This window comes from Streptomyces sp. NPDC028308 (assembly GCF_055565855.1).
Map to the genome: position 1 here is coordinate 207,982 of NZ_JBVHTO010000013.1, position 23,565 is coordinate 231,546.

The 23,565-nt window shown below is 69.6% G+C and carries 19 protein-coding genes; 5 read left to right on the forward strand and 14 right to left on the reverse strand.

Features of this window, described 5'->3' with window-relative positions; translation table 11 throughout:
• The first annotated feature begins 4 nt into the window (after positions 1 to 4).
• Both ACZ4VA_RS29795 and ACZ4VA_RS29800 read left to right on the forward strand, forming a co-directional pair.
• Positions 5 to 883: a helix-turn-helix domain-containing protein gene (locus tag ACZ4VA_RS29795; protein WP_356171811.1), complete on the forward strand. Its 879-nt coding sequence runs from the start codon at positions 5 to 7 to the stop codon at positions 881 to 883.
• Positions 880 to 1,089 carry a DUF397 domain-containing protein gene (locus ACZ4VA_RS29800; RefSeq protein ID WP_356171808.1) on the forward strand — a complete coding sequence of 70 codons (210 nt, stop codon included), beginning with the start codon at positions 880 to 882 and terminating at the stop codon, positions 1,087 to 1,089. Before ACZ4VA_RS29795 ends, ACZ4VA_RS29800 begins: the two co-directional genes overlap by 4 nt.
• Positions 1,090 to 1,156: 67 nt before the next feature.
• Here the strand turns inward: ACZ4VA_RS29800 and ACZ4VA_RS29805 are convergent, their stop codons facing one another.
• The gene (locus tag ACZ4VA_RS29805) at positions 1,157 to 1,351 is read right to left on the reverse strand and encodes a hypothetical protein (RefSeq protein WP_028801953.1); all 195 of its coding nucleotides are present in this window, start codon (positions 1,349 to 1,351) and stop codon (positions 1,157 to 1,159) included.
• Between the two features lie 174 nt (positions 1,352 to 1,525).
• Here ACZ4VA_RS29805 and ACZ4VA_RS29810 point away from each other — a divergent pair, with 174 nt between their 5' ends.
• Entirely contained in the window at positions 1,526 to 3,685 is a 2,160-nt protein-coding gene (locus ACZ4VA_RS29810) for a S9 family peptidase (RefSeq protein ID WP_468083132.1), read from the forward strand.
• A gap of 149 nt (positions 3,686 to 3,834) precedes the next feature.
• On the opposite strand, the gene ACZ4VA_RS29815 is transcribed toward ACZ4VA_RS29810, so the two are convergent.
• The 6 genes from ACZ4VA_RS29815 to ACZ4VA_RS29840 form a co-directional block, all read right to left on the reverse strand.
• Positions 3,835 to 5,022, reverse strand: coding sequence for an ABC transporter ATP-binding protein (locus tag ACZ4VA_RS29815; RefSeq protein WP_389390521.1), 1,188 nt, complete (start codon positions 5,020 to 5,022; stop codon positions 3,835 to 3,837).
• Complete coding sequence (locus ACZ4VA_RS29820; RefSeq protein ID WP_355793003.1) at positions 5,015 to 5,989, reverse strand: ABC transporter ATP-binding protein; 975 nt, start codon at positions 5,987 to 5,989, stop codon at positions 5,015 to 5,017. The genes ACZ4VA_RS29815 and ACZ4VA_RS29820 overlap by 8 nt, the downstream gene beginning before the upstream one ends.
• Positions 5,990 to 5,994: 5 nt before the next feature.
• A complete protein-coding gene (locus ACZ4VA_RS29825; RefSeq protein WP_355793001.1) occupies positions 5,995 to 6,975 on the reverse strand; it encodes an ABC transporter permease in 981 nt (326 codons plus the stop codon).
• Positions 6,968 to 7,891 (reverse strand): ABC transporter permease, encoded by a 924-nt coding sequence (locus ACZ4VA_RS29830; protein WP_355792999.1) that lies wholly within the window; start codon positions 7,889 to 7,891, stop codon positions 6,968 to 6,970. The genes ACZ4VA_RS29825 and ACZ4VA_RS29830 overlap by 8 nt, the downstream gene beginning before the upstream one ends.
• 55 nt (positions 7,892 to 7,946) lie before the next feature.
• A complete protein-coding gene (locus ACZ4VA_RS29835; protein ID WP_356171795.1) occupies positions 7,947 to 9,578 on the reverse strand; it encodes a peptide ABC transporter substrate-binding protein in 1,632 nt (543 codons plus the stop codon).
• Between the two features lie 256 nt (positions 9,579 to 9,834).
• Positions 9,835 to 10,338: a DinB family protein gene (locus tag ACZ4VA_RS29840; protein WP_355795518.1), complete on the reverse strand. Its 504-nt coding sequence runs from the start codon at positions 10,336 to 10,338 to the stop codon at positions 9,835 to 9,837.
• A 98-nt stretch (positions 10,339 to 10,436) separates the two neighbouring features.
• Between ACZ4VA_RS29840 and ACZ4VA_RS29845 the strand changes: the two genes are divergently transcribed.
• Positions 10,437 to 11,489 carry an amidohydrolase family protein gene (locus ACZ4VA_RS29845; RefSeq protein WP_468083136.1) on the forward strand — a complete coding sequence of 351 codons (1,053 nt, stop codon included), beginning with the start codon at positions 10,437 to 10,439 and terminating at the stop codon, positions 11,487 to 11,489.
• A 98-nt stretch (positions 11,490 to 11,587) separates the two neighbouring features.
• Here ACZ4VA_RS29845 and ACZ4VA_RS29850 read toward each other — a convergent pair whose 3' ends face one another.
• From ACZ4VA_RS29850 to ACZ4VA_RS29880, 7 genes are all read right to left on the reverse strand, one after another.
• A complete protein-coding gene (locus ACZ4VA_RS29850; RefSeq protein ID WP_402380147.1) occupies positions 11,588 to 12,736 on the reverse strand; it encodes an ABC transporter ATP-binding protein in 1,149 nt (382 codons plus the stop codon).
• Entirely contained in the window at positions 12,729 to 13,778 is a 1,050-nt protein-coding gene (locus ACZ4VA_RS29855) for an ABC transporter ATP-binding protein (protein WP_355781890.1), read from the reverse strand. Before ACZ4VA_RS29855 ends, ACZ4VA_RS29850 begins: the two co-directional genes overlap by 8 nt.
• Positions 13,779 to 13,789: 11 nt before the next feature.
• A complete protein-coding gene (locus ACZ4VA_RS29860; protein ID WP_355781893.1) occupies positions 13,790 to 14,746 on the reverse strand; it encodes an ABC transporter permease in 957 nt (318 codons plus the stop codon).
• Positions 14,739 to 15,671 carry an ABC transporter permease gene (locus ACZ4VA_RS29865; protein ID WP_355781897.1) on the reverse strand — a complete coding sequence of 311 codons (933 nt, stop codon included), beginning with the start codon at positions 15,669 to 15,671 and terminating at the stop codon, positions 14,739 to 14,741. Before ACZ4VA_RS29865 ends, ACZ4VA_RS29860 begins: the two co-directional genes overlap by 8 nt.
• Positions 15,672 to 15,821: 150 nt before the next feature.
• The gene (locus ACZ4VA_RS29870) at positions 15,822 to 17,447 is read right to left on the reverse strand and encodes a peptide ABC transporter substrate-binding protein (protein ID WP_355781900.1); all 1,626 of its coding nucleotides are present in this window, start codon (positions 17,445 to 17,447) and stop codon (positions 15,822 to 15,824) included.
• A gap of 765 nt (positions 17,448 to 18,212) precedes the next feature.
• Positions 18,213 to 20,129 carry a translational GTPase TypA gene (typA, locus tag ACZ4VA_RS29875; protein ID WP_355781903.1) on the reverse strand — a complete coding sequence of 639 codons (1,917 nt, stop codon included), beginning with the start codon at positions 20,127 to 20,129 and terminating at the stop codon, positions 18,213 to 18,215.
• 160 nt (positions 20,130 to 20,289) lie between these two features.
• Positions 20,290 to 22,530 carry an ABC transporter family substrate-binding protein gene (locus ACZ4VA_RS29880; RefSeq protein WP_355781906.1) on the reverse strand — a complete coding sequence of 747 codons (2,241 nt, stop codon included), beginning with the start codon at positions 22,528 to 22,530 and terminating at the stop codon, positions 20,290 to 20,292.
• 736 nt (positions 22,531 to 23,266) lie between these two features.
• On the opposite strand from ACZ4VA_RS29880, the gene ACZ4VA_RS29885 reads away from it, so the two are divergent.
• Positions 23,267 to 23,554, forward strand: coding sequence for a hypothetical protein (locus ACZ4VA_RS29885; RefSeq protein WP_355789206.1), 288 nt, complete (start codon positions 23,267 to 23,269; stop codon positions 23,552 to 23,554).
• The last annotated feature ends 11 nt before the right edge of the window (positions 23,555 to 23,565 follow it).

Consider the following 23,565-nt stretch of genomic DNA (forward strand, 5'->3'; position numbering starts at 1 on the left):
CGGGATGGCAGGGGTGGACGGCGCGGCGGCCCGGCTCAAGGACGAGGCGGACGAGCCGGGTTGGGAGGTCGACCCGGACGACGAGTGGGGTGTGGCGGTCGTCGCGACGGTCGGGCGCCAGCTCAAGCTGCGCCGGGAGGCGGTGGGGATGCGCGCCGCCGACTTCGGGGAGGCCGTGGGATACGGCGAGGACATGGTCTACAAGATCGAGGGCGGCAAGCGGATCCCCCGGCCCGAGTACCTGGACACGGCGGACGAGGTGCTGCGCGCGGGCGGGCTGCTGTCCGCGATGAAGGAGGACGTCGCCAAGGTCCGCTACCCGAAGAAGGTCCGGGAGCTGGCCCAACTGGAGGCGCGGGCGGTCGAGATCGGTGTGTACGAGGGCAACATCGTGCCGGGTCTCCTGCAGACCGCCGCGCACGCGCGCTCACTGATCAGGGCGGCCCAGCCGCCGTACACGCCGGACGACGTGGAGCGGATGGTGGCCGCGCGGCTGGCCCGGCGGTCGGTCTTCGACCGGGACCCGGCTCCGTGTCTGCACTTCGTGCTGGAGGAGGCGGTACTGCGGCGGCCGATCGGGGGCAGGATGGTTCAGCGGGAGCAACTCGAACGACTGCATGACGTGGCCCGGCTCCACCACGTCGTGCTTCAGGTGATGCCGCTGAACTGCGAGGTCCACTCCGGTCTGGACGGAAGGATCGAGGTGCTGAAGTTCCCCGACGGCACGGCGGTCGGCCGGTCCGACGGCGCCTTCAGCGGCCGCCCGACATCGGACCCGAAACAGCTGCGCATCCTCGAACTGCGGTATGGCACCATCCGGGCGCAGGCTCTCTCACCACGGGAGTCGCTGGCCCTGATCGAGCAACTGGTGGGAGAAACATGATCCGCGCAACTGCTGCCATGGACGTCCCCGAACCGGCGTGGTTCAAGAGCAGTCACAGCGGCGGCAACGACGGCGAGTCCTGTGTCGAGGTCGCCACCACCCCCGGCACCGTCCACGTCCGCGACTCCAAGGACACCGCCGGCCCCCGGCTCGCGCTCACCTCGCGGGCGTGGGCCCGCTTCGTGGCGTACGCGTCCGAGGGCTGAGCGGGCGGACGGGCGGCGGTGGGCTCCCGCGACGGGTCGCGGAGCCCACGGCACGGGTGTCACGCGGTCAGAACTTGATACTGCCGATCATGCCCGCGATGTTCGTCGTCAGCTCGTTGATCGTGGGTGCCACCGTCGACGAGGCGAGATAGAAGCCGAGCAGGACACACACGATGGCGTGGGCGGCCTTCAGTCCTGACTTCTTGACCAGGATGAAGACGATGATCGCCAGCAGCACCACCGCCGAAATCGAGAGTGCCACGGCGGCTCACCTCCAAAGATCCCAGGGACTAGGGGGGGTCGAACGGGGTCGGAAAACCCTTACAGCAGCCAGCGGGTTCATACCCACGCAGCGCTAGTGATCATAACTATCCGTACGCGCGCATCGATCGGCGCACGGCCGCACAAGGGGGCGCATGGCCAATATGGTCAGGGCATGACGACGGAGCCCCTTTCCTTCCCGCGCATGCAGGCGCGCACCCAGCGGTTCACCCTCGGCGCACCCCGCGCCTTCACCGTGTCACCCGACGGTTCACGCGTCGTTTTCCTGCGGTCCCGGTCCGGCACGGACCGGGCGAACCTGCTGTGGGTCCTCGATGTCGAGGACGGCGGGGAGCGCGTCGTCGCGGACCCCGGGACGCTGCTCGGCGGCGGCACGGAGCGGTTGTCGGCGCAGGAGCGGGCCCGCCGTGAGCGCAGCCGCGAGGGCGGCGCCGGGATCGTCGGCTACGCCACCGACGCGGCCGTGGAGTTGGCGTCTTTCTCCTTGTCAGGGCGGCTTTTCACGGCCGAGCTGCGGGCCGGTACGGCGCGTGAACTCCGGGTCCCGGGGCCGGTGATCGACCCGCGCCCGGCGCCCGACGGGCGGCTGATCGCGTACGTGACCGGTGGCGCCCTGCGTGTGGTGGGGGCCGAGGGAGCGGAGGACCGGGCGCTGGCGGAGCCGGAGTCGGCGACGGTTTCCTACGGATTGGCCGAGTTCATCGCGGCCGAGGAGATGGGGCGTTCGCGCGGTTTCTGGTGGTCACCGGAGTCGGACCGGCTGCTCGTCGCGCGGGTCGACGACGCCCCGGTCGAGCGGTGGTGGATCTCCGATCCGGCGCATCCCGGGCGGGATCCGCAGCAGGTGGCGTACCCGGTGGCGGGCAGCGCCAACGCGGAGGTCCGGCTGTTCGTCACCGGTCTCGACGGGACGCGCACGGAGGTCGTCTGGGACCGGGCGCGCTACCCGTACGTGGCGCATGTGCACTGGTCAGCGGCGGGGGCGCCGCTCGTGCTCGTACAGGCGCGGGACCAGCGCAGCCAGCTGTTCCTGGCGGTGAACCCGGACACCGGGGCCACCCGGATGGTGCACGCCGACGAAGATCCACAATGGCTGGATCTTTTCCCCGGCGTCCCGTGCTGGAGCCCCGGCGGGCAGCTGGTGCGGATCGCCGACGAGGGCGGGGCGCGGGTCCTCGCGTACGGCGAACGCCCGCTGACCGGGCCGCAGTTGCACGTCCGCGCGGTGCTGGACGTGTCGGCCCACGACGTGCTGGTCTCGGCGTCGGCGGGCGCGAAGGCGGCCGAGCCGGAGATCGGCGAGATCCACGTGTACCGGGTGAACGAGCTGGGCGTGGAGCGGCTTTCGCAGGAGCCGGGCGTGCACTCGGCGGTGCGGGCCGGCGGCGTGACCGTCCTCGTCTCGGCGGTGCCGGACCGGCCGGGCAGCCAGGTGCAGGTGCTGCGCGACGGCAGGCGGACCGGGGCCGGACCGGCGCCCGCGGGAGCCTCGGCGAAGACGGCCACCGTGGCGTCATATGCCGAACGCCCTGGTCTGTCCCCGCGCGTGACCTTGGCACAGGGGGGCGCACGCCGAATCCCGTGCGCCGTGCTTATGCCGACGGACTACCACGGGGACACTCCCCTGCCCGTGCTCATGGACCCGTACGGGGGTCCGCACGGCCAGCGCGTGCTCGCCGCCCACAACCCCTACCTGACCTCGCAGTGGTTCGCCGACCAGGGATTCGCCGTGATCGTCGCGGACGGGCGCGGGATGCCGGGGCGCTCGCCCGCCTGGGAGAAGGCCGTCAAGGACGACCTGGCCGCCGTCGTGCTCCAGGACCAGGTCGACGCCCTCCAGGACCTCGCGAAGACCTTCCCGCTCGACCTCGGCCGGGTGGCGATCCGCGGCTGGTCGTTCGGCGGCTACCTCGCGGGGCTCGCGGTGCTGCGCCGCCCGGACGTCTTCCACGCCGGCATCCTGGGCGCCCCGGTCACCGACCAGCGGCTCTACGACACCCACTACACCGAGCGCTACCTGGGCGACCCCGGCAGCCGTCCCGAGGTGTACGCGGCCAACTCCCTGATCGACGACGACGGTCTGGTGGCCGCCGCCGAGCCCGCCCGGCCGATGATGATCGTGCACGGCCTCGCGGACGACAACGTGGTGGTCGCGCACAGCCTGCGCCTGTCCTCGGCCCTGCTGGCCGCCGGGCGGCCCCACGAGGTGCTCCCCCTGTCGGGCGTCACGCACATGACGCCGCAGGAACAGGTCGCGGAGAACCTGCTGCTGCTCCAGGTGGACTTCCTGAAGCGGTCGCTGGGCCTGGACTGAACATGCGACGGGCCGGGGCGACATGGCGCGCCCCGGCCCGTCTACGGCACCCGCACGGCCGTACGCTGTTCACCTTGCCGCGTCCGTATATCGGTACCGCTTCCGCCAAGTTGCCTGCGTGTAAACGACGTTCGCCCTCATTTGTGCGCTTATGCAACCCCGTTCGGCGGCCGTGACGGCGGTTCCCCGTCCTCCGGCGGCGGCACCGGACGCCCGCCCGGGGGCGAGCCCGGACGGTCTCCGCCGGGCGACTCCGGAAGGCCGCCGAGAGGCGAGGGCCGGTGCTCCTCCGGGGGCACCACGCGCTTCTCCTCCGCGAAGTGGCACGCCGAGTCGTGTGCCGCGGGCCCGTCCAGGAGCCGGAACTCGGCCGGCACCGCGAGCAGCGGGACCTCCAGGGCGCAGCGCTCGCGCGCCTTCCAGCACCGGGTGCGGAAGCGGCAGCCGGAGGGGATGTTGGCCGGCGACGGCACGTCTCCGGTGAGGATGATCCGCTCCCGGTGCTCGCGCGCCTCCGGGTCGGGCACCGGCACCGCGGAGAGCAGGGCCTGGGTGTACGGGTGCGTCGGATGGTCGTAGATCTCGGCGTCCCTGCCGGTCTCGACGATCCGCCCGAGGTACATCACGCCGATCCGGTCGGAGATGTGCCGCACGATCGACAGGTCGTGCGCGATGAAGACGTAGGACAGGTCGAACTCGTCCTGGAGGCGGTCGAGCAGGTTGATGACCTGCGCCTGCACGGAGACGTCGAGGGCGGAGACCGGCTCGTCCGCGACGATGATCTCGGGGCGCAGCGCGAGGCCGCGGGCGATGCCGATGCGCTGGCGCTGGCCGCCGGAGAACTGGTGCGGATAGCGGTTGATGTACTCGGGGTTGAGGCCGACCACGTCCAGCAGGTCCTGGACCCGCTTCCGGCGGTCGCCCTTGGGCGCGACCTCGGGGTGGATGTCGTAGGGCTCACCGATGATGTCGCCCACCGTCATACGGGGGTTGAGCGAGGTGTAGGGGTCCTGGAAGACCATCTGGATGTTGCGCCGTACGGCCTTCAGGGCGCGTCCGGACAGCTTGGTGATGTCCTCGCCCCGGTACTTGATCACCCCGTCCGTCGGCTTCTCCAGGTTGACCAGCATCTTGGCGACCGTCGACTTGCCGCAGCCGGACTCGCCGACGATGCCGAGGGTCTCGCCCGACCCCAGGGTGAAGTCGACGCCGTCGACGGCCTTCACCGCCCCGATCTGCTTCCTGAAGACGATGCCGCGGGTGAGCGGGTAGTGCTTGACCAGGCCGCTGACCTCCAGGATCGGCTCGGTCGTCGGCGCCTGCGTCGTCTCAGCCATGCAGGCACTCCCTCCAGAAGTGGCAGGCACTCCCGCGCTCGTCGGAGACCTCGTAGAGCGGGGGTACGTCGGTCCGGCACACGTCCTGGGCCATGGGGCAGCGCGGGTTGAAGGCGCAGCCCGGCGGGATGCGCATCAGGTTCGGCGGCAGGCCCTTGATCGCGTAGAGCTCCTGGCCCTTCTGGTCCAGGCGCGGGATCGAGTCCAGCAGGCCCCGGGTGTACGGGTGCGCGGGCGCCTTGTAGATGTCGTGGACGGGCGCCGACTCGACGATGCGGCCCGCGTACATCACGGCGATCTTGTCCGCGACGTCGGCGACCACGCCGAGGTCGTGGGTGATGAGGATGAGCCCCATGTTGAGTTCGCGCTGGAGTTCCGCCAGCAGCTCCATGACCTGGGCCTGGACGGTGACGTCCAGGGCGGTGGTCGGTTCGTCGGCGATGATCAGGGCGGGTTCGAGGGCCAGCGCCATGGCGATCATGATGCGCTGGCGCATACCGCCGGAGAACTGGTGCGGGTAGTCGCGTACACGCTGGGCGGCGGCCGGGATGCGGACCCGGTCCATCAGCTCGACGGACCTGGTCCGGGCGTCCTTGCGGGACATCCCGCGGTGCACGACGAACATCTCGCCGAGCTGGTCGCCCACGGACAGCACCGGGTTCAGGGACGAGAGGGCGTCCTGGAAGATCATCGCCATCTGGGCGCCGCGGACCTTGCGCCGCTCCTCCTCCTTGAACTTCAGCAGGTCCTGGCCCTGGAAGAGGATCTCGCCGCCGGTGATCCGGCCCGGGGGCATGTCCAGGATGCCCATGACGGCCTGCGCGGTGACGGACTTGCCGGAGCCGGACTCGCCGAGCACCGCGAGCGTCTCGCCCTCGTCGACGCTGTAGTTCACGCCGTTGACCGCCTTGGCGACACCGTCCCTGGTCCGGAACTCCACGTGCAGGTCGCGCACTTCGAGCAGCACGGCGGTCACCTCAGCTTCGGGTCGAGGGCGTCGCGGACCGCGTCGCCGAGCATGATGAACGCCAGGACGGTGACCGCGAGGGCGCCGGCGGGCCACAGCAGCATGTGCGGGGCCTGGCGGATGTACGGGGACGCGGCGGAGATGTCGATGCCCCAGGACACCGTGGGTGGCTTCAGCCCGACTCCGAGGTACGACAGCGTCGCCTCCAGCGCGATGTAGGTGCCGAGCGCGATGGTCGCTACGACGATCACGGGCGCGACGGCGTTCGGCAGGATGTGCCGCAGCATCAGCCGTGAGTTGGACGCGCCGAGGGCCCGTGCCGCCTGGACGTAGTCGTTCTGCTTGGTGGTGATGACGGATCCGCGCGCGATCCTGGAGATCTGCGGCCAGCCGAGCAGCACCATGAACCCGATGACCGGCCAGATCGTGTTGCTGGTGACCACGGACAGCAGCACCAGGCCGCCGAGCACCACGGGGATCGCGAAGAAGATGTCCGTGATCCGGGACAGGACGGCGTCCCCGGTCCCGCCGAAGAAGCCGGCGAGGCCGCCGAGCACCGCTCCGAGCAGGGCGACCCCGAGCGTGGCGCAGACGCCGACAGCGATCGAGACCCGGGTGCCGTACACGGTCCGCGTGTAGACGTCGCAGCCCTGGCCGTCGAATCCGAACGGGTGCCCGGGCTGGGAGCCCTCCTGGGCCTTGGACAGATTGCAGTTCAGGGGGTTCTGCGTGGCGATCAGGGACGGCCAGAGCGAGATCACGACCAGGAAGAGGATGACCAGCGCGGAGATGATGAAGACGGGGTTGCGCCGCAGGTCGCGCCAGGCGTCGGACCAGAGCGAGCGCGGCTTCTCCTGCGGTCCGGTGCCCTCCGGGCCGCCGGGCGTCTTCTCCAGGGTGGCGCCCTCACTGGTGGCGAGGTCCATGGCGCCGCCCATCCCGGTCGCCGCGATGGCGCCCTCCGGCTCGTACGGCTGCTCAGGCATAGCGGATCCTCGGGTCGAGTACGGCGTAGAGGAGGTCGACGAGCAGATTGGCGACCAGGAAGACGAGCACGAGGACGGTCACGAAACCGACGACGGTCTGGGTGTTCTGCCGCAGGATGCCCTGGTAGAGCTGGAAGCCGACGCCGTGGATGTTGAAGATCCGCTCCGTGACGATGGCGCCGCCCATGAGCGCGCCGATGTCGGTGCCGATGAAGGTCACCACGGGGATCAGCGAGTTGCGGAGCAGGTGACGGACGATCACGCGGCGCCGGGGCAGGCCCTTCGCGATCGCCGTACGGACGTAGTCGGACCGCTTGTTCTCCGCGATGGAGGTCCGGGTCAGCCGGGTCACGTAGGCCAGGGACACCGAGGCGAGGACCAGGCCGGGGACGATCAGCTCGCCGAAGGTGGCCTCCGAGGAGACCGACGGTTTGATCCAGCCCCACTCGACGCCGAGCAGCAGTTGGAGCAGCAGGCCGGTGACGAAGGTGGGCACCGAGATGACGACGAGGGTCAGCAGCAGGACGCCGGTGTCGACGGGGCGTCCGCGGCGCAGGCCGGTGATCACGCCGAGCACGATGCCGATCACGATCTCGAAGAGGATCGCGACGATCGTGAGCCGGATGGTGACCGGGAAGGCCGACGCCATCAGTTCGGTGACCTCCTGGCCGTTGAAGGCGGTGCCGAAGTCCCCGGTGAAGACGTTGCCCATGTAGGTCAGGTACTGCTGCCACACCGGCTTATCGAGGCCGAACTCCTTCTCCAGCTGGGCGGCGGTGGCGGGGTCGCACTGGCGGTCGCCGCAGAGGCCCGCGATGGGGTCGCCCATCACGTTCACCATCAGGAAGATCAAGAGCGTCGCGCCGATGAAGACCGGGATCATCTGCAGCAGGCGCCGGATCACATACCGTCCCATGAGGGCTCCGGAGGTAGGGGCGGGCGGCCCTGTCACAAGGGCCGCCCGGCGCGGCTCAGTTGACCTTGATCTCGTTGTAGACGGGGACGCTGAACTGGTTGAGCGCGACGTTCGAGAGCCGTTCCGAGTAGCCGGCGCTGCCGTTCTGGTACCAGAGCGGGATGGCCGCCATGTTGTCCCGGACGACCTCCTCGGCCTGCTGGAAGAGCTTGATCGCCTTGGCGGTGTCGGTCTCGGCGTTCGCCTGGTTCACCAGGTTGTCGAAGTCCTTGTTCGACCACTTGCCGTCGTTGGAGGAGGCGTTGGTGTAGTACAGCGGCTGGAGGAAGTTCTGGATCAGCGGGTAGTCCATCTGCCAGCCCGCCCGGAAGGGACCCGACATCTTCTGGTCGGTGATCTGGTTGCGGAAGTCGGCGAAGGTGCCGACGGGGTTGCCGACGCACGCCTTGTCGTTGCCGAGGGCGTTGTTGATGCTGTTGCACACGGCGTCGACCCACTCCTTGTGGGAGCCGGTGTCCGCGTTGTACGTGATCTTGACCTGTCCGCCGGGCAGACCCCCGCCGTCCTCGATCATCTTCTTGGCCTCGCTCGCGTTGTACTCGCAGGCGTCACCGCAGAGTCCGTCCTGGAAGCCGCCGTCCTTGCCGAGCACCGGCGAGGTCCAGTCGGTGGCCGGGGTACGGGTCTTCTGGAAGATCGTCTCGGTGATCTGCTTGCGGTCGATGGCCATCGACAGGCCCGTGCGGACCTTCTCCATCCCGGCCTTGTCCCAGTTCTTGTCGTAGAACGGGAAGGCGAGGGTCTGGATGATGCCGGCCGGGGTGTTGATGTACCGGTTGCCGAGGTCGCTCTTGGCGTTCTTGAGCTGCGAGGCGGGCACGTCGTCGACCAGGTCGAGGTTGCCGGCCAGGAGGTCGGTGTAGGCGGTGTTGTTGTCGGTGTAGACCTTCAGGTCCACCCCGCCGTTCTCCGCCTTGTCCTCGCCGGAGTAGCCGTCCCACTTCCGCAGGGACATCTGGGAGCCCTTGGTGTAGGAGTCGACCGAGTACGGACCGTTGCCGATCGGCTTCTTCAGCCAGTTCGCGTGGTCGTCGAAGAACGCCTGCGGCAGCGGCGAGAAGGCCGCGTAGCCGAGGGTGTCGGGGAAGGTCGAGAACTTCTGGTTGAGCTTGACCGTGAAGGTCTTGTCGTCCTTGACGACCAGGCCGGACAGCGTGTCCGCGCTCTGCTTGCCCGAGTCCGGGTGGACCTTGTCGTACCCCTCGATGTACCCGAAGAAGTACGCGTTCTTCTGGTTGTTCTTGAGGCTGGCGCCGTAGTTCCACGCGTCGACGAAGGACTTCGCGGTGACGGCCTCGCCGTTGCTGAACTTCCAGCCGTCCTTGATCGTGATCGTGAAGTTCTGCGAGTCCGAGGTCTCGATCTTCTCGGCCAGCATGTCGTCGGCCGCGCCGGTCTTCGCGTCGTACCGCTTCAGACCCCGGAAGATCATGTCGAGGACCTTGCCGCCCTGCACCTCGTTGGTGTTGGCCGGTTCGAGCGGGTTCTGCGGATCACCCCACGAGGAGCTGAGGACCCCGGTGCCGTCGCCGCCGCCGCTGTCACTCCCCCCGCCCCCGCAGGCGGTCGCCGCGAGGGCTACCGCCGCCGCGCATGCGGCCCATTTGGCGTGCGTCGCTCCACGCATGGAGTGCCTCCTCGGAAAGCTCTGGTCATTAGCGCCCAATATGACCCGTTACCACCCATACCGCACTCTCGCCCCGTCTGTACGGGTGGCCGCCGTCCGGGCGGCGGCCGTACGTGTGACACCGCGCCCCGCACGGCGGGGCGCGCGCCGGGCCGCAACATGCGTGCGGACATGCGGAACCGCCGGCCACGTGCGGGCCGGCGGTTCCTGGTGGTCTGTTCTGCGGAGCCCGTGGAGGAGGGCCGAGGAGGGGCCGCTACGAGCCCGTGCGGCCGTCGAGCAGTTCGCGCAGGATGTCGAGATGGCCGTTGTGCCGGGCGGTCTCCTCGATCAGGTGCAGCAGGATCCACCTGAGGTCGAAGTGCCGGTCGTCCCGGCCCGCGCGCTTCGCCGTGTCGTCCAGGCTGTGCCCGGCGACCAGTTCCCGGTAGCGGGCGCTCTGCTCCGCGTACTCCGTGAGGAGCTGCGCGAGCGGCACGTCGACGGCCATGCTCATCTCGCGGTCGGGTTCCTCGTCCGTCCACGGGCCCTGGTCGTCCTCCCCGAGGAACACCACCTGGAACCAGTAGTACTCGACCCACCGCAGATGGCTGATCAGTCCGCACAGGGTCATGAGCGGGGAGCCGGGCAGCGGGGCCCGGCGGGCGTTCTCCGGGGAGACGTCCTCGCACTTGGCCCGCGCCGTGTCACGGGCGTAGTCGAGGAAGGTGGTCAGCTGTGAGCGCTCGTCCCAGGCGGGAGGCGTGTCGGTTCGCGTCATCGGGGTGAAGCATCCCCGCCCGCCCGGCCGCTGTCGACCGAATATGGGCACGGCGGCGGGGACTTGGCCGCGCCCGCCCGCCGGGACAGACTGCCGGGATGATCCTCCACCTGCGCGGCACCGTGCTGCCCGACGGCGAACCGCGCGACCTCTGGCTGCTCGGGGACCGCGTCACCTTCGTCCGCCCCGCCGGCGCCGCCGACGTCGTCACCGTCGCCGACGGCGGCTTCCTGCTGCCGGGACTCGTCGACGTGCACACCCACCCGGGCTCGGGGGACGACGCCGGTGACCTCTCCTTCGACCCCGTCCTCTTCACCGAGCACATCGCCGCGCACCGCGAGGCGGGCACGACGGCGCTGCGCTTCCCCGGACTGCTGGGCGAGGTGCCCGCGGCCTTGCGCGAGGCCCCCGACGCGCCCCGGATGATCACCGCGGGCCGCTGGCTGGCCTGGGCCGGGCTCTCCAGGACCGCCGCGTTCCACACGGTCACGGACGACCTCGTCGCGTCGGCGGTCGCGGAGGCCAGGGCCCACGACGGCTGGTGCAAGCTCATGGGCGACTGGGACTTCGAGGCCGCCCCGGTCCCGTACGAGCTGCTGCGGGCGGTCGTCGAAGGCGTGCACGCGGCGGGCGGCCGGGTCGCCGTGCACTGCCAGTCCGCCGAGGGCGTGCTCGGCGCGGCCCGCGCGGGCGTCGACTCCGTCGAGCACGGGATGGGCATGCCGCAGGAGTGCGTCGCGCTCATGGCGGCGCACGGCACGGCCTACGTGCCGACCCTCACCGCCTTCGCCGGGAGCGCGCCGCTGCGCACCGGCGGCACCGCCCGGGACCGGCTCTGGCGCGAGGGGCACCGCACGATGGTGCGCCGGGTCCGGGAGGCGTACGACGCGGGGGTCACCGTCCTCGCCGGGACGGACTCGGCGCCGTTCGGCAACGTCGCCACCGAGGTGGAGCACCTGATCGCCGCCGGGCTGCCGGCGCACTCGGCGGTCGGCGCCGCGAGCTGGACCGCGCGCGCCTTCCTCGGGCTGAGCGGCCTGACCGAGGGCGGCCTCGCGGACGTCACCGTGTACGACGCGGACCCGCGGCTGGACCCCGGCACGCTGCGCCGGCCCCGACGCGTCGTGCTGCGCGGACGCGTTGTCCGCTGAGGGAGCCGTGCGGGACCGGCTTCCCCGGGCCCCGAGACGCCGGTTCCCGGCACCGCGAGGCGGGGCCGGGAACCGGTCGGGTGGGACGGGGTGCGGGATCAGACGGCGTGCACGACGTCCTTCTCCTCGGCGAAGTGGCACGCCGACTCGTGCGCCGCCGGGGTGTCCACGCCCTTGAAGAGCTCGGGCACCGCCAGCAGCGGCTCCTCCTGGGCGCACTTCGCCTGCGCCTTCCAGCAGCGGGTGCGGAAGCGGCAGCCCGACGGCGGGTTCGCCGGCGAGGGCACGTCGCCGCTCAGGATGATCCGGTCCCGGTGCTCGCGCGCCTCCGGGTCCGGCACCGGCACGGCCGACAGCAGCGCCTGCGTGTACGGGTGCGTCGGGTGGTCGTAGATCTGCTCGTCCGTGCCGATCTCCGCCATCCGGCCGAGGTACATCACGCCGACGCGGTCGGAGATGTGCCGCACGATCGACAGGTCGTGCGCGATGAAGAGGTACGACAGGTTGAACTCGTCCTGCAGCCGCTCCATCAGGTTGATGACCTGCGCCTGCACCGACACGTCCAGCGCCGACACCGGCTCGTCGCAGATGATGATCTCGGGGTTGAGCGCAAGGCCGCGGGCGATGCCGATGCGCTGGCGCTGACCGCCCGAGAACTGGTGCGGATAGCGGTTGATGTACTCGGGGTTGAGCCCGACCACGTCCAGCAGGTCCTGGACCCGGCGCCGCCGGTCGCCCTTCGGTGCCACCTCGGGGTGGATGTCGAAGGGCTCACCGATGATGTCGCCCACCGTCATACGCGGGTTGAGCGAGGTGTACGGGTCCTGGAAGACCATCTGGATGTTGCGCCGCACGGCCTTCAGCGCGCGCCCGGACAGCTTGGTGATGTCCTGGCCCTTGTAGAAGACCTCGCCCGCGGTGGCCCGCTCCAGGGTCATCAGGAGCTTGGCCACGGTGGACTTGCCGCAGCCGGACTCGCCCACGATGCCCAGGGTCTCGCCCTGGTACAGGTCGAAGGAGATGCCGTCGACGGCCTTGACCGCGCCGATCTGCTTCTTGAAGAGGATGCCCTGGGTGAGCGGGAAGTGCTTCACCAGGTTGCGCACCTGGAGGATCGGCTCGCCCCGCTCGACGGGCGCCTCGATGGCGGCGACCGCCTCCGTCTCGGAGTGGGCGTCCACGATCTCGACGTCGGAGACGTTCGGCGTGGCGTCCTGCGGCTCGTGGTTCTTGCTGAGCTCAGCCATGGAGCGTCTCCTTCCAGAAGTGGCACGCGGAGGCCCGGCCGGGCAGTTCGCCGCCGTCGAGCTCGGTGACCGGGAAGAGGGCCGGCTCGTCCGTGCGGCAGATGTCCTGCGCCTTGGGGCAGCGCGGGTTGAAGGCACAACCCGTCGGGATCCGCAGCAGGTTCGGCGGCAGACCCTTGATCGCGTACAGCTCCTGGCCCTTCTGGTCCAGGCGCGGGATCGAGTCGAGCAGACCCCGCGTGTAGGGGTGCGCGGGCCGCTTGTACAGCTCGTGCACCGGGGCGCGCTCGACGATCCGGCCCGCGTACATGACGGCGATCTTGTCCGCGACGTCGGCGACCACGCCGAGGTCGTGGGTGATCAGGATCAGCCCCATGTTGTACTCGCGCTGGAGCTCCGCGAGCAGGTCCATGACCTGGGCCTGGACGGTCACGTCGAGAGCCGTGGTGGGCTCGTCGGCGATGATCAGGTCCGGCTCCAGGGCCAGCGCCATGGCGATCATGATGCGCTGGCGCATACCGCCGGAGAACTGGTGCGGGTAGTCGTTCACCCGGGCCGCGGAGGCCGGGATCTTCACCCGGTCCATCAGCTCGATCGCCTTGGCCTTGGCGTCCTTCTTGGACAGGCCCTGGTGGACGCGGAACATCTCGCCGAGCTGGTACCCCACGCTGAGCACGGGGTTGAGCGAGCTGAGCGCGTCCTGGAAGATCATGGCGATCTTCTGGCCGCGGATCCGGCGGCGCTCCTCGCCGGACATCTTGAGCATGTCCTGGCCGCGGAACAGGATCTCGCCCTGCGGGATCCTGGCCGGCGGCATGTCGAGGATGCCCATGACGGCCTGCGCCGTCACCGACTTGCCGGAGCCCGACTCACCGAGGACGGCGAGCGTCTCACCGGCGGACACGCTGTAGTTGACGCCGTTGACGGCCTTGACGGTGCCCTCGCGGGTGTGGAACTCGACGTGCAGGTCCCGCACTTCGAGCAGGGGCCCGTCGTCGGTGCCGCGCGGCGAGGGCACGGTTGCTTCTTCGATGATGGTCACGTACGCCTCCCTCAGCGCATCTTCGGGTCGAGGGCGTTGCGTACGGCCTCACCGAGCATGATGAAAGCCAGCACCGTGATGCTGAGCAGGATCGACGGGTAGAGCATGATCCACTGGGCGACGCGGATCTGGTTGCCGCCGCCGGAGATGTCGTTGCCCCACGAGACGCCGTCGAGGCCGAGGCCCAGGAAGGACAGCGTCGCCTCGGCGGAGATGTAGACACCGAGCGAGATGGTGGCGACGACGATCACGGGTGCGAGGGTGTTCGGCAGGATGTGCCGGAACATGATCCTCGGAGTGCTCGCGCCGAGCGCCTTGGCCGCCTGCACGTAGTCGGCCTGCTTGGTGGTGATGACCGCGCCGCGCATCACGCGGGCGACCTGCGTCCAGCCGAAGAAGCCCAGCGCCCCGATGACGACCCAGGTCGTCCGGTTCGTGAAGGAGTTCAGGATGACCATGGTGCCGAGCAGGAACGGGATGCCGAAGAAGACGTCCGTCACCCGGGACATGAACGAGTCGATCAGACCGCCGAAGTAGCCGGAGATCATGCCGACCAGGCCGCCGAGGAGCGTGACGACGACGGTGGTGCCGAAGCCGACGGCTATGGAGGCGCGGGCGCCGTAGATGGCGCGGGCGTAGACGCTGCGGCCCTGCTGGTCGTAGCCGAGCCAGTCCGGCGAACCGACGTCGCTCAGCCGCGGCTTCTGCAGGTAGTGCTTGGACAGGTCGCCGAGGATCGGGTCCTCGCTGGTGAACCACCCGGGGAAGAAGGTGATGAGCAGCAGGACCAGGATCAGCACGCTGGAGATGATGAAGATCCAGCTGCGCCGCAGGTCGGCCCAGGCGTCGCCCCACAGGCTGCGGGTCTTCTCCGGCTTGGCCTCGGCGGCGTGCGGCGTCATGGAGGGCGTGCCGCCCACCGGGTCGATCGCGCCGGTCTTGACGTCGGTCTTGGTCACGTCAGGCATAGCGAATCCTCGGGTCAAGGACCGCGTAGAGCAGGTCGACGAGCAGGTTGGCGAGCAGGTACACGAGGACGAGGATCGTCACCAGGCCCACGAGGGTCGTGCCCTCACGGCGCACGATGGACTCGTAGATCGTGCCGCCCACGCCGTGGATGTTGAACAGGCCCTCGGTGACGACCGCGCCGCCCATCAGCGCACCGATGTCGGTGCCCAGGTAGGTGACCACGGGGATCAGCGAGTTGCGCATGAGGTGGACGCCCACCACTCGGCGCCGGGGCAGGCCCTTGGCGACGGCGGTGCGGATGTAGTCGGCGCGCACGTTCTCGGCGACGGAGGTCCGGGTCAGACGGGTCACGTACGCCAGTGACGCGGCGGCCAGCACAATGGCCGGCATCAGCAACTCGTTGTAGTTCGTCGCGTCGTTGACGTTCGGCTTGAGCCAGCCGAGGTTGAACGCGAAGACGGCCTTGAGGATGAACCCGAGGACGAAGACCGGGACCGAGATCAGCAGCAGCGAGACCAGCAGGGCCACGTTGTCGGTGATCCGCCCGGCGCGCAGGCCTGCCGCGACGCCGAGGGTGATTCCCGCGATGACCTCGATCACGAAGGCCAGCGAGGCCAGTCGGAGGGTCACCGGGAAGGCATCGCCGAGGACGTCCGTGACCGGACGGCCGGAGGCGATCTGCGTGCCGAAGTCGGCGTGCAGAAGGATGCCCTTCATGTAGTGGTAGTACTGCAGAAAGATGTTCTGATCCAGGCCGTACTCATGACGCAGCGCGGCGATCACCTGCGGGCTGCCGCCCTTGTCGCCGAAGAGCCCTCGCACGGGATCGCCGGGCAGGGCGTAGACCATGAGGAAGATCAGCAGGGTTGTCCCGAAGAACACCGGGATCATCTGGAGCAGTCGTCGTGCGACGTAGCGCCCCATCGTGCCTCCATGTCGGTTACAGCGGCAGCCGACGGGCCCTTTCCTCGCGCACCCGTGACTGATGCGTGTGGAAAGGGCCCCCCAGCCGCTGCCGCATGCCGGGCACGGCGCACGAGGCGGCGCCGTACCCGGTTCGCGGACTGATTGCGGTTACTTCTTGACCTGAACGCCGGTCAGGATCGGGTCGCCGTCCTGGGCGTACTCGACGCCGGTGACCTTGTCCGAGTAGCCCGCGTTGACCTTGTAGTACCAGAGCGGAATGCTCGGCATGTACTCCGGGAGCTGCTTCTCGATCTCCTGGTACTTCTTCTCCGAGTCCTCGAGCGACGAGGCGCTGTCAGCGGCAGCGATCTCCTCGTCGATCTTCTTGTTGGAGAAGCCGCTCTGGTTGCCGTCCGACTTGGAGCCGAAGAGGTCCCGGATGAAGTTGGCGTTCATCGGGAAGTCCAGCACCCAGCCACTGCGGTACATGGACTTGACCTCCTGCCCGTCACGGGCGTTGAGGTCGGCCTGGAAGTCGGCCTTGGAGTCGCCCACGCACTTGACGCCCGTGGCCTTGGTGATGGAGTTGCAGACCGCCTCCACCCACTCCTTGTGACCGCCGTCCGCGTTGTACTGGATGGAGATCTTGTTGCCCGGGACGCCGCCACCCTCCTTGATGAGGGACTTGGCCTTGGCGGCGTCGTACTTGAAGACGTCGCCGCCGGCGTTCGGCTCGTAGCCGAGGACGCCCTTGGCGACCCAGCCGGTGGCCGGCTCACGGGTGCCCTGGAGCACGGTCTTCGTGATGGTGTCGCGGTCGATCGCCATCGACAGGCCCTGCAGGACCTTGGGGTCGATGTCCTTCCACTGCTTGGTGTAGAAGGCCGGGGCGATGGTCTGGATCGCGGAGTAGGCCTTGTCCACGGCACGGTCGCCGAGGTCCGTCTTGTAGACGGGCAGGTCCTTGGGCGCGATCTGACGCAGGACGTCGACGTTGCCGGACTTCAGGTCCTCGTAGGCCGTCTCGAGGTTGGTGTAGTTCTTGAAGACCACACCGCCGTTCTTGGCCTTGTCGGGACCCTGGTAGTCCGCGTACTTGGCAACTTCGATCTGCTTCTTGTGCTGCCAGCTGACGAACTTGTAGGGGCCGTTGCCGACCGGCTTCTCGCCCGCGGCCTTCGGGTCCTTGAAGAAGGACTCCGGGAGCGGCGAGAAGGTCTCGTAGCCGAGCTTGTACACGTAGTACGGGATCGGCTTCGAGAGCGTGATGGTGAAGGTGCTGTCGTCGACGACCTTCAGGCCGGACATGCTGTCGGCCTTCGGGGAGCCCTTGGCCGGGGCGACGTCGTCGTAGCCCTTGATGTCCGAGAACCAGAAGCTGTTGGTCTGCTTGTTCTTGATGTTCGCAGACCAGTTCCAGGACTTCACGTAGGAGTCCGCGGTCACCGGGGTGCCGTCGTGGAACTTCCAGCCGGCCTTCAGCTTGACCGTGTAGGTCTTGTTGTCCTTGGTGTCCACCGACTCGGCGTTCACCATGACGATGTTGCCCTTCTCGTCGTAATCGACGAGCTGAGAGAACAGGGCATTGATGACGATGCTGCCGTTGGACTCCATGGTGTTGGCAGGCTGCAGCGGGTTCTGCGGCTCGCCCACCTCGACCGAGAACTTACCGTTCGGGTCGACCGCGGCCTTGTTTTCCTTGCCGCTGTCACCATCGCTACCACCACAGGCGGTCGCGCCCAGCGCCACAACCGCGGCTATCGCGACCCACTTGGCGCTCTTGGCACCGCGCATGGGTTCCTCCTCATGAGTCCATTGGTTCACCGCAAAAGGGAGCACCGGTCACACCACCGACACGTTGGACGGACAAGGTGTTCGTGCTCCCCCGCGCTCGTGAGGTCGGCGCCGGCTGCAGCGCGTGACCCGTTGACCGAGCTCTACGCGCCTAACTATCTGCCATGGGCCAGGAGCCGACCACACTCCCAAGGTCTCGGTTCGATCACACCTGCCGCCTACTTCTTCCAAAATCCGGACAAAGGGTTTGCTGAAAGATCCCTGCGAAACGGACTTGTTACACATCTATCGGTGGCAGGTGTCCGTATTCCGGACGCATGGGCTCGAAAAACCGGTTGCGGCTAACCTGGCCGCTGTGCGTGGGGGGCCATCGGCGTGCCCGCACGCCGCGATCGGCGGTGACCCTGTGCCCGTCACGCGGCCAACGCGCCTGTACGGCCGGGCCGTTCGGTGAACGGGCGATCACGTCCGCGGGAGCGAGCGGCGCCTGATGTGCGCCGTCCGCCCGGACGAGATGCATGTGGTCTGCAGGGTAGTGCGAAGCGGCCGCCTTCAGGGCTTTCTCGCCCACAATGAAGGGTTTTCCCTATCCCTTCTCCAGCCCCCCTCCGTCCCGGCTCGGCTCCCCCAGGTCCCCGCGTCCACCGCGGTCCCGGCTGCGCGGCCGGCACGGCGTGACGTTGCCCACGGCGCCGGGGGCCTCCCGCAACGGCATCGGGCACCCCGCCGAGGCGGGGTGCCCGAGATCTGCTGCCGGGGGCCGGATCAGCCGTGCTTGGCCCGGCTCGCCGAACGGGCGCGCTCACGCGCGTCCAGGTTCACCTTGCGGATGCGGACGGCCTCCGGGGTCACCTCGACGCACTCGTCGTCGCGGCAGAACTCCAGGGACTGCTCCAGGGAGAGCTTGCGCGGCGGGACGATCGCCTCGAAGGAGTCGGCGGCGGCCGAGCGCATGTTGGTGAGCTTCTTCTCCTTGGTGATGTTGACGTCCATGTCGTCGGCGCGGGAGTTCTCGCCGACGATCATGCCCTCGTACACCTCGGTGCCGGGCTCCACGAAGAGGACACCGCGCTCCTGGAGGTTCGTCATCGCGAACGCGGTGACGGCGCCGGAGCGGTCGGCGACCAGCGAACCGTTGTTACGGGTCGTCAGCGGGCCGAACCACGGCTCGTGGCCCTCGTGGATCGAGTGCGCGATGCCCGTGCCGCGCGTACCGGTCAGGAACTCGGTACGGAAGCCGATGAGGCCGCGGGAGGGGACGACGAACTCCAGGCGGACCCAGCCGGACCCGTGGTTCGACATGTTGTCCATCCGGCCCTTGCGGACGCCCATGAGCTGCGTGACCGCGCCCATGTGCTCCTCGGGGACGTCGATCGTCATGCGCTCGACGGGCTCGTGCACCTTGCCGTCGATGACCTGGGTGACCACCTGCGGCTTGCCGATCGTCAGCTCGAAGCCCTCACGGCGCATCTGCTCGACGAGGATCGCCAGCGCCAGCTCACCGCGGCCCTGGACCTCCCAGGCGTCGGGGCGCTCGGTGTCGAGCACGCGCAGCGAGACGTTACCGATCAGCTCGCGGTCCAGACGGTCCTTGACCTGGCGGGCGGTGACCTTGCGGTCCTTGACCGCGGCCTTGTTGTCCGCGCCCTTGCCGGTGGCGCCACGGCCGACCAGCGGCGAGGTGTTCGTGCCGATGGTCATCGAGATGGCCGGCTCGTCGACCGTGATGAGCGGCAGCGCGATCGGGTTCTCGGGGTCGGCGAGGGTCTCGCCGATCATGATGTCCGGGATACCGGCGACGGCGCAGATGTCACCGGGGCCGGCCTTCTCCGCGGGCTTGCGGGTGAGCGCCTCGGTCATCAGCAGCTCGGTGATGCGCACGTTGGACATCGTGCCGTCGCGCTTGATCCACGTGACGGTCTGGCCCTTGCGCAGCTCGCCCTGCTCGACGCGGAGCAGCGCGATACGGCCGAGGAAGTTGTCGGCGTCCAGGTTCGTGACGTGGGCCTGGAGGGGGGCCTCCTCGTCGTACTGCGGAGCCGGGACGTGCGAGAGGATCGTGGAGAAGAAGGGCTCCAGGCTGTCGCTGTCCGCCGGGACGGTGCCGTCCTCCGGCTTGGTCAGCGAGGCGACGCCGTCACGCGCGCAGGCGTAGACGATCGGGAACTCGATCTGCTCCTCGTCCGCGTCCAGGTCCAGGAACAGGTCGTACGTCTCGTTGACGACCTCGTCGATCCGGGAGTCGGGACGGTCCGTCTTGTTGATGCAGAGGATGACGGGCATCCGGGCCTGCAGGGCCTTGCGAAGCACGAAGCGCGTCTGCGGCAGCGGGCCCTCGGAGGCGTCGACCAGCAGCACGACCGCGTCGACCATCGACAGGCCGCGCTCGACCTCACCGCCGAAGTCGGCGTGGCCGGGGGTGTCGATGATGTTGATGGTGATGACGTCGCCGCCATCCTTCGGGTGGTACTTGACCGCCGTGTTCTTGGCCAGGATCGTGATGCCCTTCTCACGCTCCAGGTCGTTCGAGTCCATCATGCGGTCGTCGAGCGACTCGGCGGCGTGCGCGGCGAAGGCACCGGCCTGCTTGAGCATGGCGTCGACCAGAGTGGTCTTGCCGTGGTCGACGTGGGCGACGATGGCGACGTTGCGGATGTCGTGACGCGTTGCAGTCACAGCCATATTGAGGCGCTTCTCCCGGGGTGAGTGGACGGCCTCCGCTGCGCGGGGCCTGCCGGGCTGAACACGCCACGGCCTTACCCCATGGTACGTGGCCCTGACGGAGGAGGCCTCCGCAGGGCCACGGGGGCCCGGCCCGCGCGACGCCCGGCGCCGCCCGGAATCAGCCCTTCGACGGGCCGGCCTGGGGCTTCGCGCCCTTCTTCAGGAACCCCATGTCCTCGTAGACCGGCGTCTGGAAACCGAACGCCCCGGCGTTGGCCAGGTTCACGCGGGCGGCCGTCAGCTGCGGGCGCTGATAGAGAGGAATCGATCCTGCGGCAGCCCAGATACGGGCGTCCGCCTTGCGCACCAGGGCACGCGACTCACCCTCGTCGAGCTCCGCGATGGCCTGGTCGAAGAGCTGGTCGACCTGGTCGGTGCCGACCCGCGTGTAGTTCTGCTCGACGTTGAGCGAACCGTCGGCGGCCGGGACCGGCTTGGCGTAGATGGGCCGGGCGTCGGTGGCCGGGAAGGCGGAGGCGGGCCACGAGTAGAGCGCCAGGTCGTACTGGCCCGACGCGATGTGGTCCTTGAAGTAGCTGTCGTCGGAGACCTTGGAGATCTCCGTGCCGATGCCGACGCGGTCCAGCATCCGGGCGATCCGCTCGCCGACGGCACGCAGCGACTCCGAGCCGGGACCGGAGGGCAGCACGAAGCGCAGGGTCAGTGGCTTGCCGTCCTTGGCCAGCGCGCCGGCCGCGGCGCCCGCCGGGGCGGCCGTCCCCTTGGGCGCGTACGCCCCCGGTGCACCGCCCTGCTTGCCGTGCTCGCGCAGGTACCGGCCGTCCAGACGCCGTGCGGCCTGGTCGTCCGCGTTCCGCCGCTTGTCCATGCCGTGCTTCTTCGCGTGGCTCCCGGCATCCTTCTTCTGCTCCCGGTCGGCCTCGGACAGCACGCCCCGCGGCTTGTCGTCCCTGCCGACGATGTACGTGCCGTCGTCGCCGGAGCCCGCCTCGTCCTCGGGCTTCTTCACCTCGGACCCGGCCGCCTTCTCCGGCTTGCGCTGCTCCTTCACCGGGCCGCCGGGCACCCAGCCCGCGTCGGCGAGCAGCGCCCGGGCCTCCGCGGTGTCCTGGCCGCCGAGGGTGCCGCTGTTGTCGGCGTAGGCGAGCTGACCGGAGAGCGCGAGGTGGCTGCCGACCGGGACGGCGGGCAGGCCGAGCGGCTTGAGGACCACCCGGGCGAGCTCCTCGCGGTCGAGGGCGCGGGCCACGGCACGCCGGACGCGCTCGTCGGCGAGCGGGCCGTCGGAGCCGTTGAGGGCGAGCTGGGTGAACGAGGGTTCGAGCGACTTGCGGACCTCGAACCCGCGCAGGGCCGCCTGCCGTCCGGCGTACTTGGCGACCGCCTTGCGCTGCTTCTTGCGGGCGAGGACCTCCTCGTGGGCGGCCTCCTCGTCCGAGCCGTGGGCGACGGCCCAGGAGCGCAGCGCCTTGGCGGGGGTCACCGCGGCGGCCGGGCCCTGATGCGGGGGGCTGCCGGGGGCGGCGGCCCGGGTGATCCGCCCGGCCTCCTCGGGGTCGATCTCGGCGAGGTCGACCTTCTCGGAGTTCAGGGCGGCGGCGCGCTGGTCGCGCGGCACGGCGCGCAGCACCAGCTCGGAGAGCTTGGTGGGGCGGCCCCACCAGCGCGGGTTGCGGGTGAGGGTGACGTCGCCGTCCTCGCGGTCGATCTTCCCCAGCGCGAAGGGGCCGGCGGTCACCTTCAGCTTGCGGCGGGCGCCGTCGTTGAAGGTGTCGGGGGTCCCCATGACGTCCTTGGGGTACAGCGGGGAGAAGAGCGACTTCCAGTCGGCGTAGGGGCGGCTGAAGGTCACGCGGACCTCCAGGTTGTTGGCGCCGCGCTCGATCTTCTGGATGCGGTCGTAGCCCGCGTTGCGGGCCGTCCAGTACGCGGTGTCCTTGCCGGACAGGGCCCGCCACTGGGCGGTGAAGTCGGCGGCGCCGATCTCGCGGCCGTTGCTCCAGACCGCCTGCTGGTTGAGCTTGTAGAGGACGACCTGCTTGGGCTCGCGCTCGACGATCTTGGCCGACTCCAGGAAGTCGGCGTTCCGTGCGGGGCGGCCCATGGCGTCGGTCCGGTACATGGAGGGCAGGACGGCGCCCGCGATCCGTGAGGTCGCCGCGTCGGCGTCCGCCTGGAAGGTGTTCAGCGTCTCGGGCAGGGCGTCCACCGCCCAGCGCAGGGTGCCGCCGTCGGCCACCCGGTCACGGGACGCGGGCGCGATGTCCTGCCCGGCGACGGGCTTGCCCGCCTGGTCCTCCGCGCTGCACGCGGCCAGGGCGGGCACCGCGAGTGCGCCCGCGGTGAGAAACGCGACCGAGCGCATGACCGCGCGCAGTCCGATGCCGTCGTGGGACATCACTGCAACCTCCGGGTCTCGCCGCGCTGACGCTCCGCCAGGAGGACAGTGCGGATTCTGATCACGTTTGGCGGTATATGGAGCTGATCAGATCTATGCGGCCCACTGAAGGGGAGCGGGGCGGCGTCGGGGCCGCGACACGGCGGTGAGGGGGCCGAAGCCCACCCGTGCGGCGCAATACCCCTGCGGGGGCGGCCCCCGTGGAGGGCGGCCAGTGCGCTGTTCGCCGTCGGTTTCGGGGGCGTGGGGCGCCGTCGGTCCGGTGGGGGCGCATTCGGTCCGGTGGGTGGGCGCATTCCGTCCGGTGGGTGGGGCGGGGCCGTGCCGGTACATCCGGCCGTCGGTAGTTGGTGTCGGCCCCCGTCACCAGCGTTCCTCGGTTGCGTACGTCCCCGTCTCGACGGCCATTTGATGTACCGGCACGGCCCCTCCGGTGCGATGGCGACTGCGGGCCGTGGGGCCGAGCTGCGGGGCAGGCGGGTGCGGTGGCGACTTGCGGTCCGTGGGCGGCTGAGCTGTGGGCAGGCGTGGGCGGGTGCGATGGCGGCTTGTGGTTCGTGGGTGGGCGGGCGTGGTGCTGGGGGTGGTGTCTTGGGCGTGCGCGGGGCGCGTTTGTGGGGTGTGCGCCGGGAATCCGTGCAGATCTCTTCACAGGGGCTCGTGTGACGCGCGACACTCGCAGGCGCATGAACGTTGCCGCCTTGGGCCGCAGAGCCCGTGGAAGTGAGGGCAAGTCATGTCCGTGCACGACGACTTGACGTCAGTCCAGCGCTGCTTAGACGACCTCTCCAGGTCGGTGGGGCGACTGGAACAGCAGATAGGCGCGGGGCTGGAGATGCGCCGCGTGCGCACCGACACCGATCACCTGCGCGAGAGCGTCGCCCTGCTCCGGGAGGCCGCCCCGGCGCTGGCCGCACCCCGGCGACCCGACCTGCTGTCGATCCCCGACACCCCGTACGACAGCTCCCTGTGGACCGATTCGGACGACGAGGGACTCGGCGCCCGCGACCGGCACGCCCCCTGACCCCGACCGGA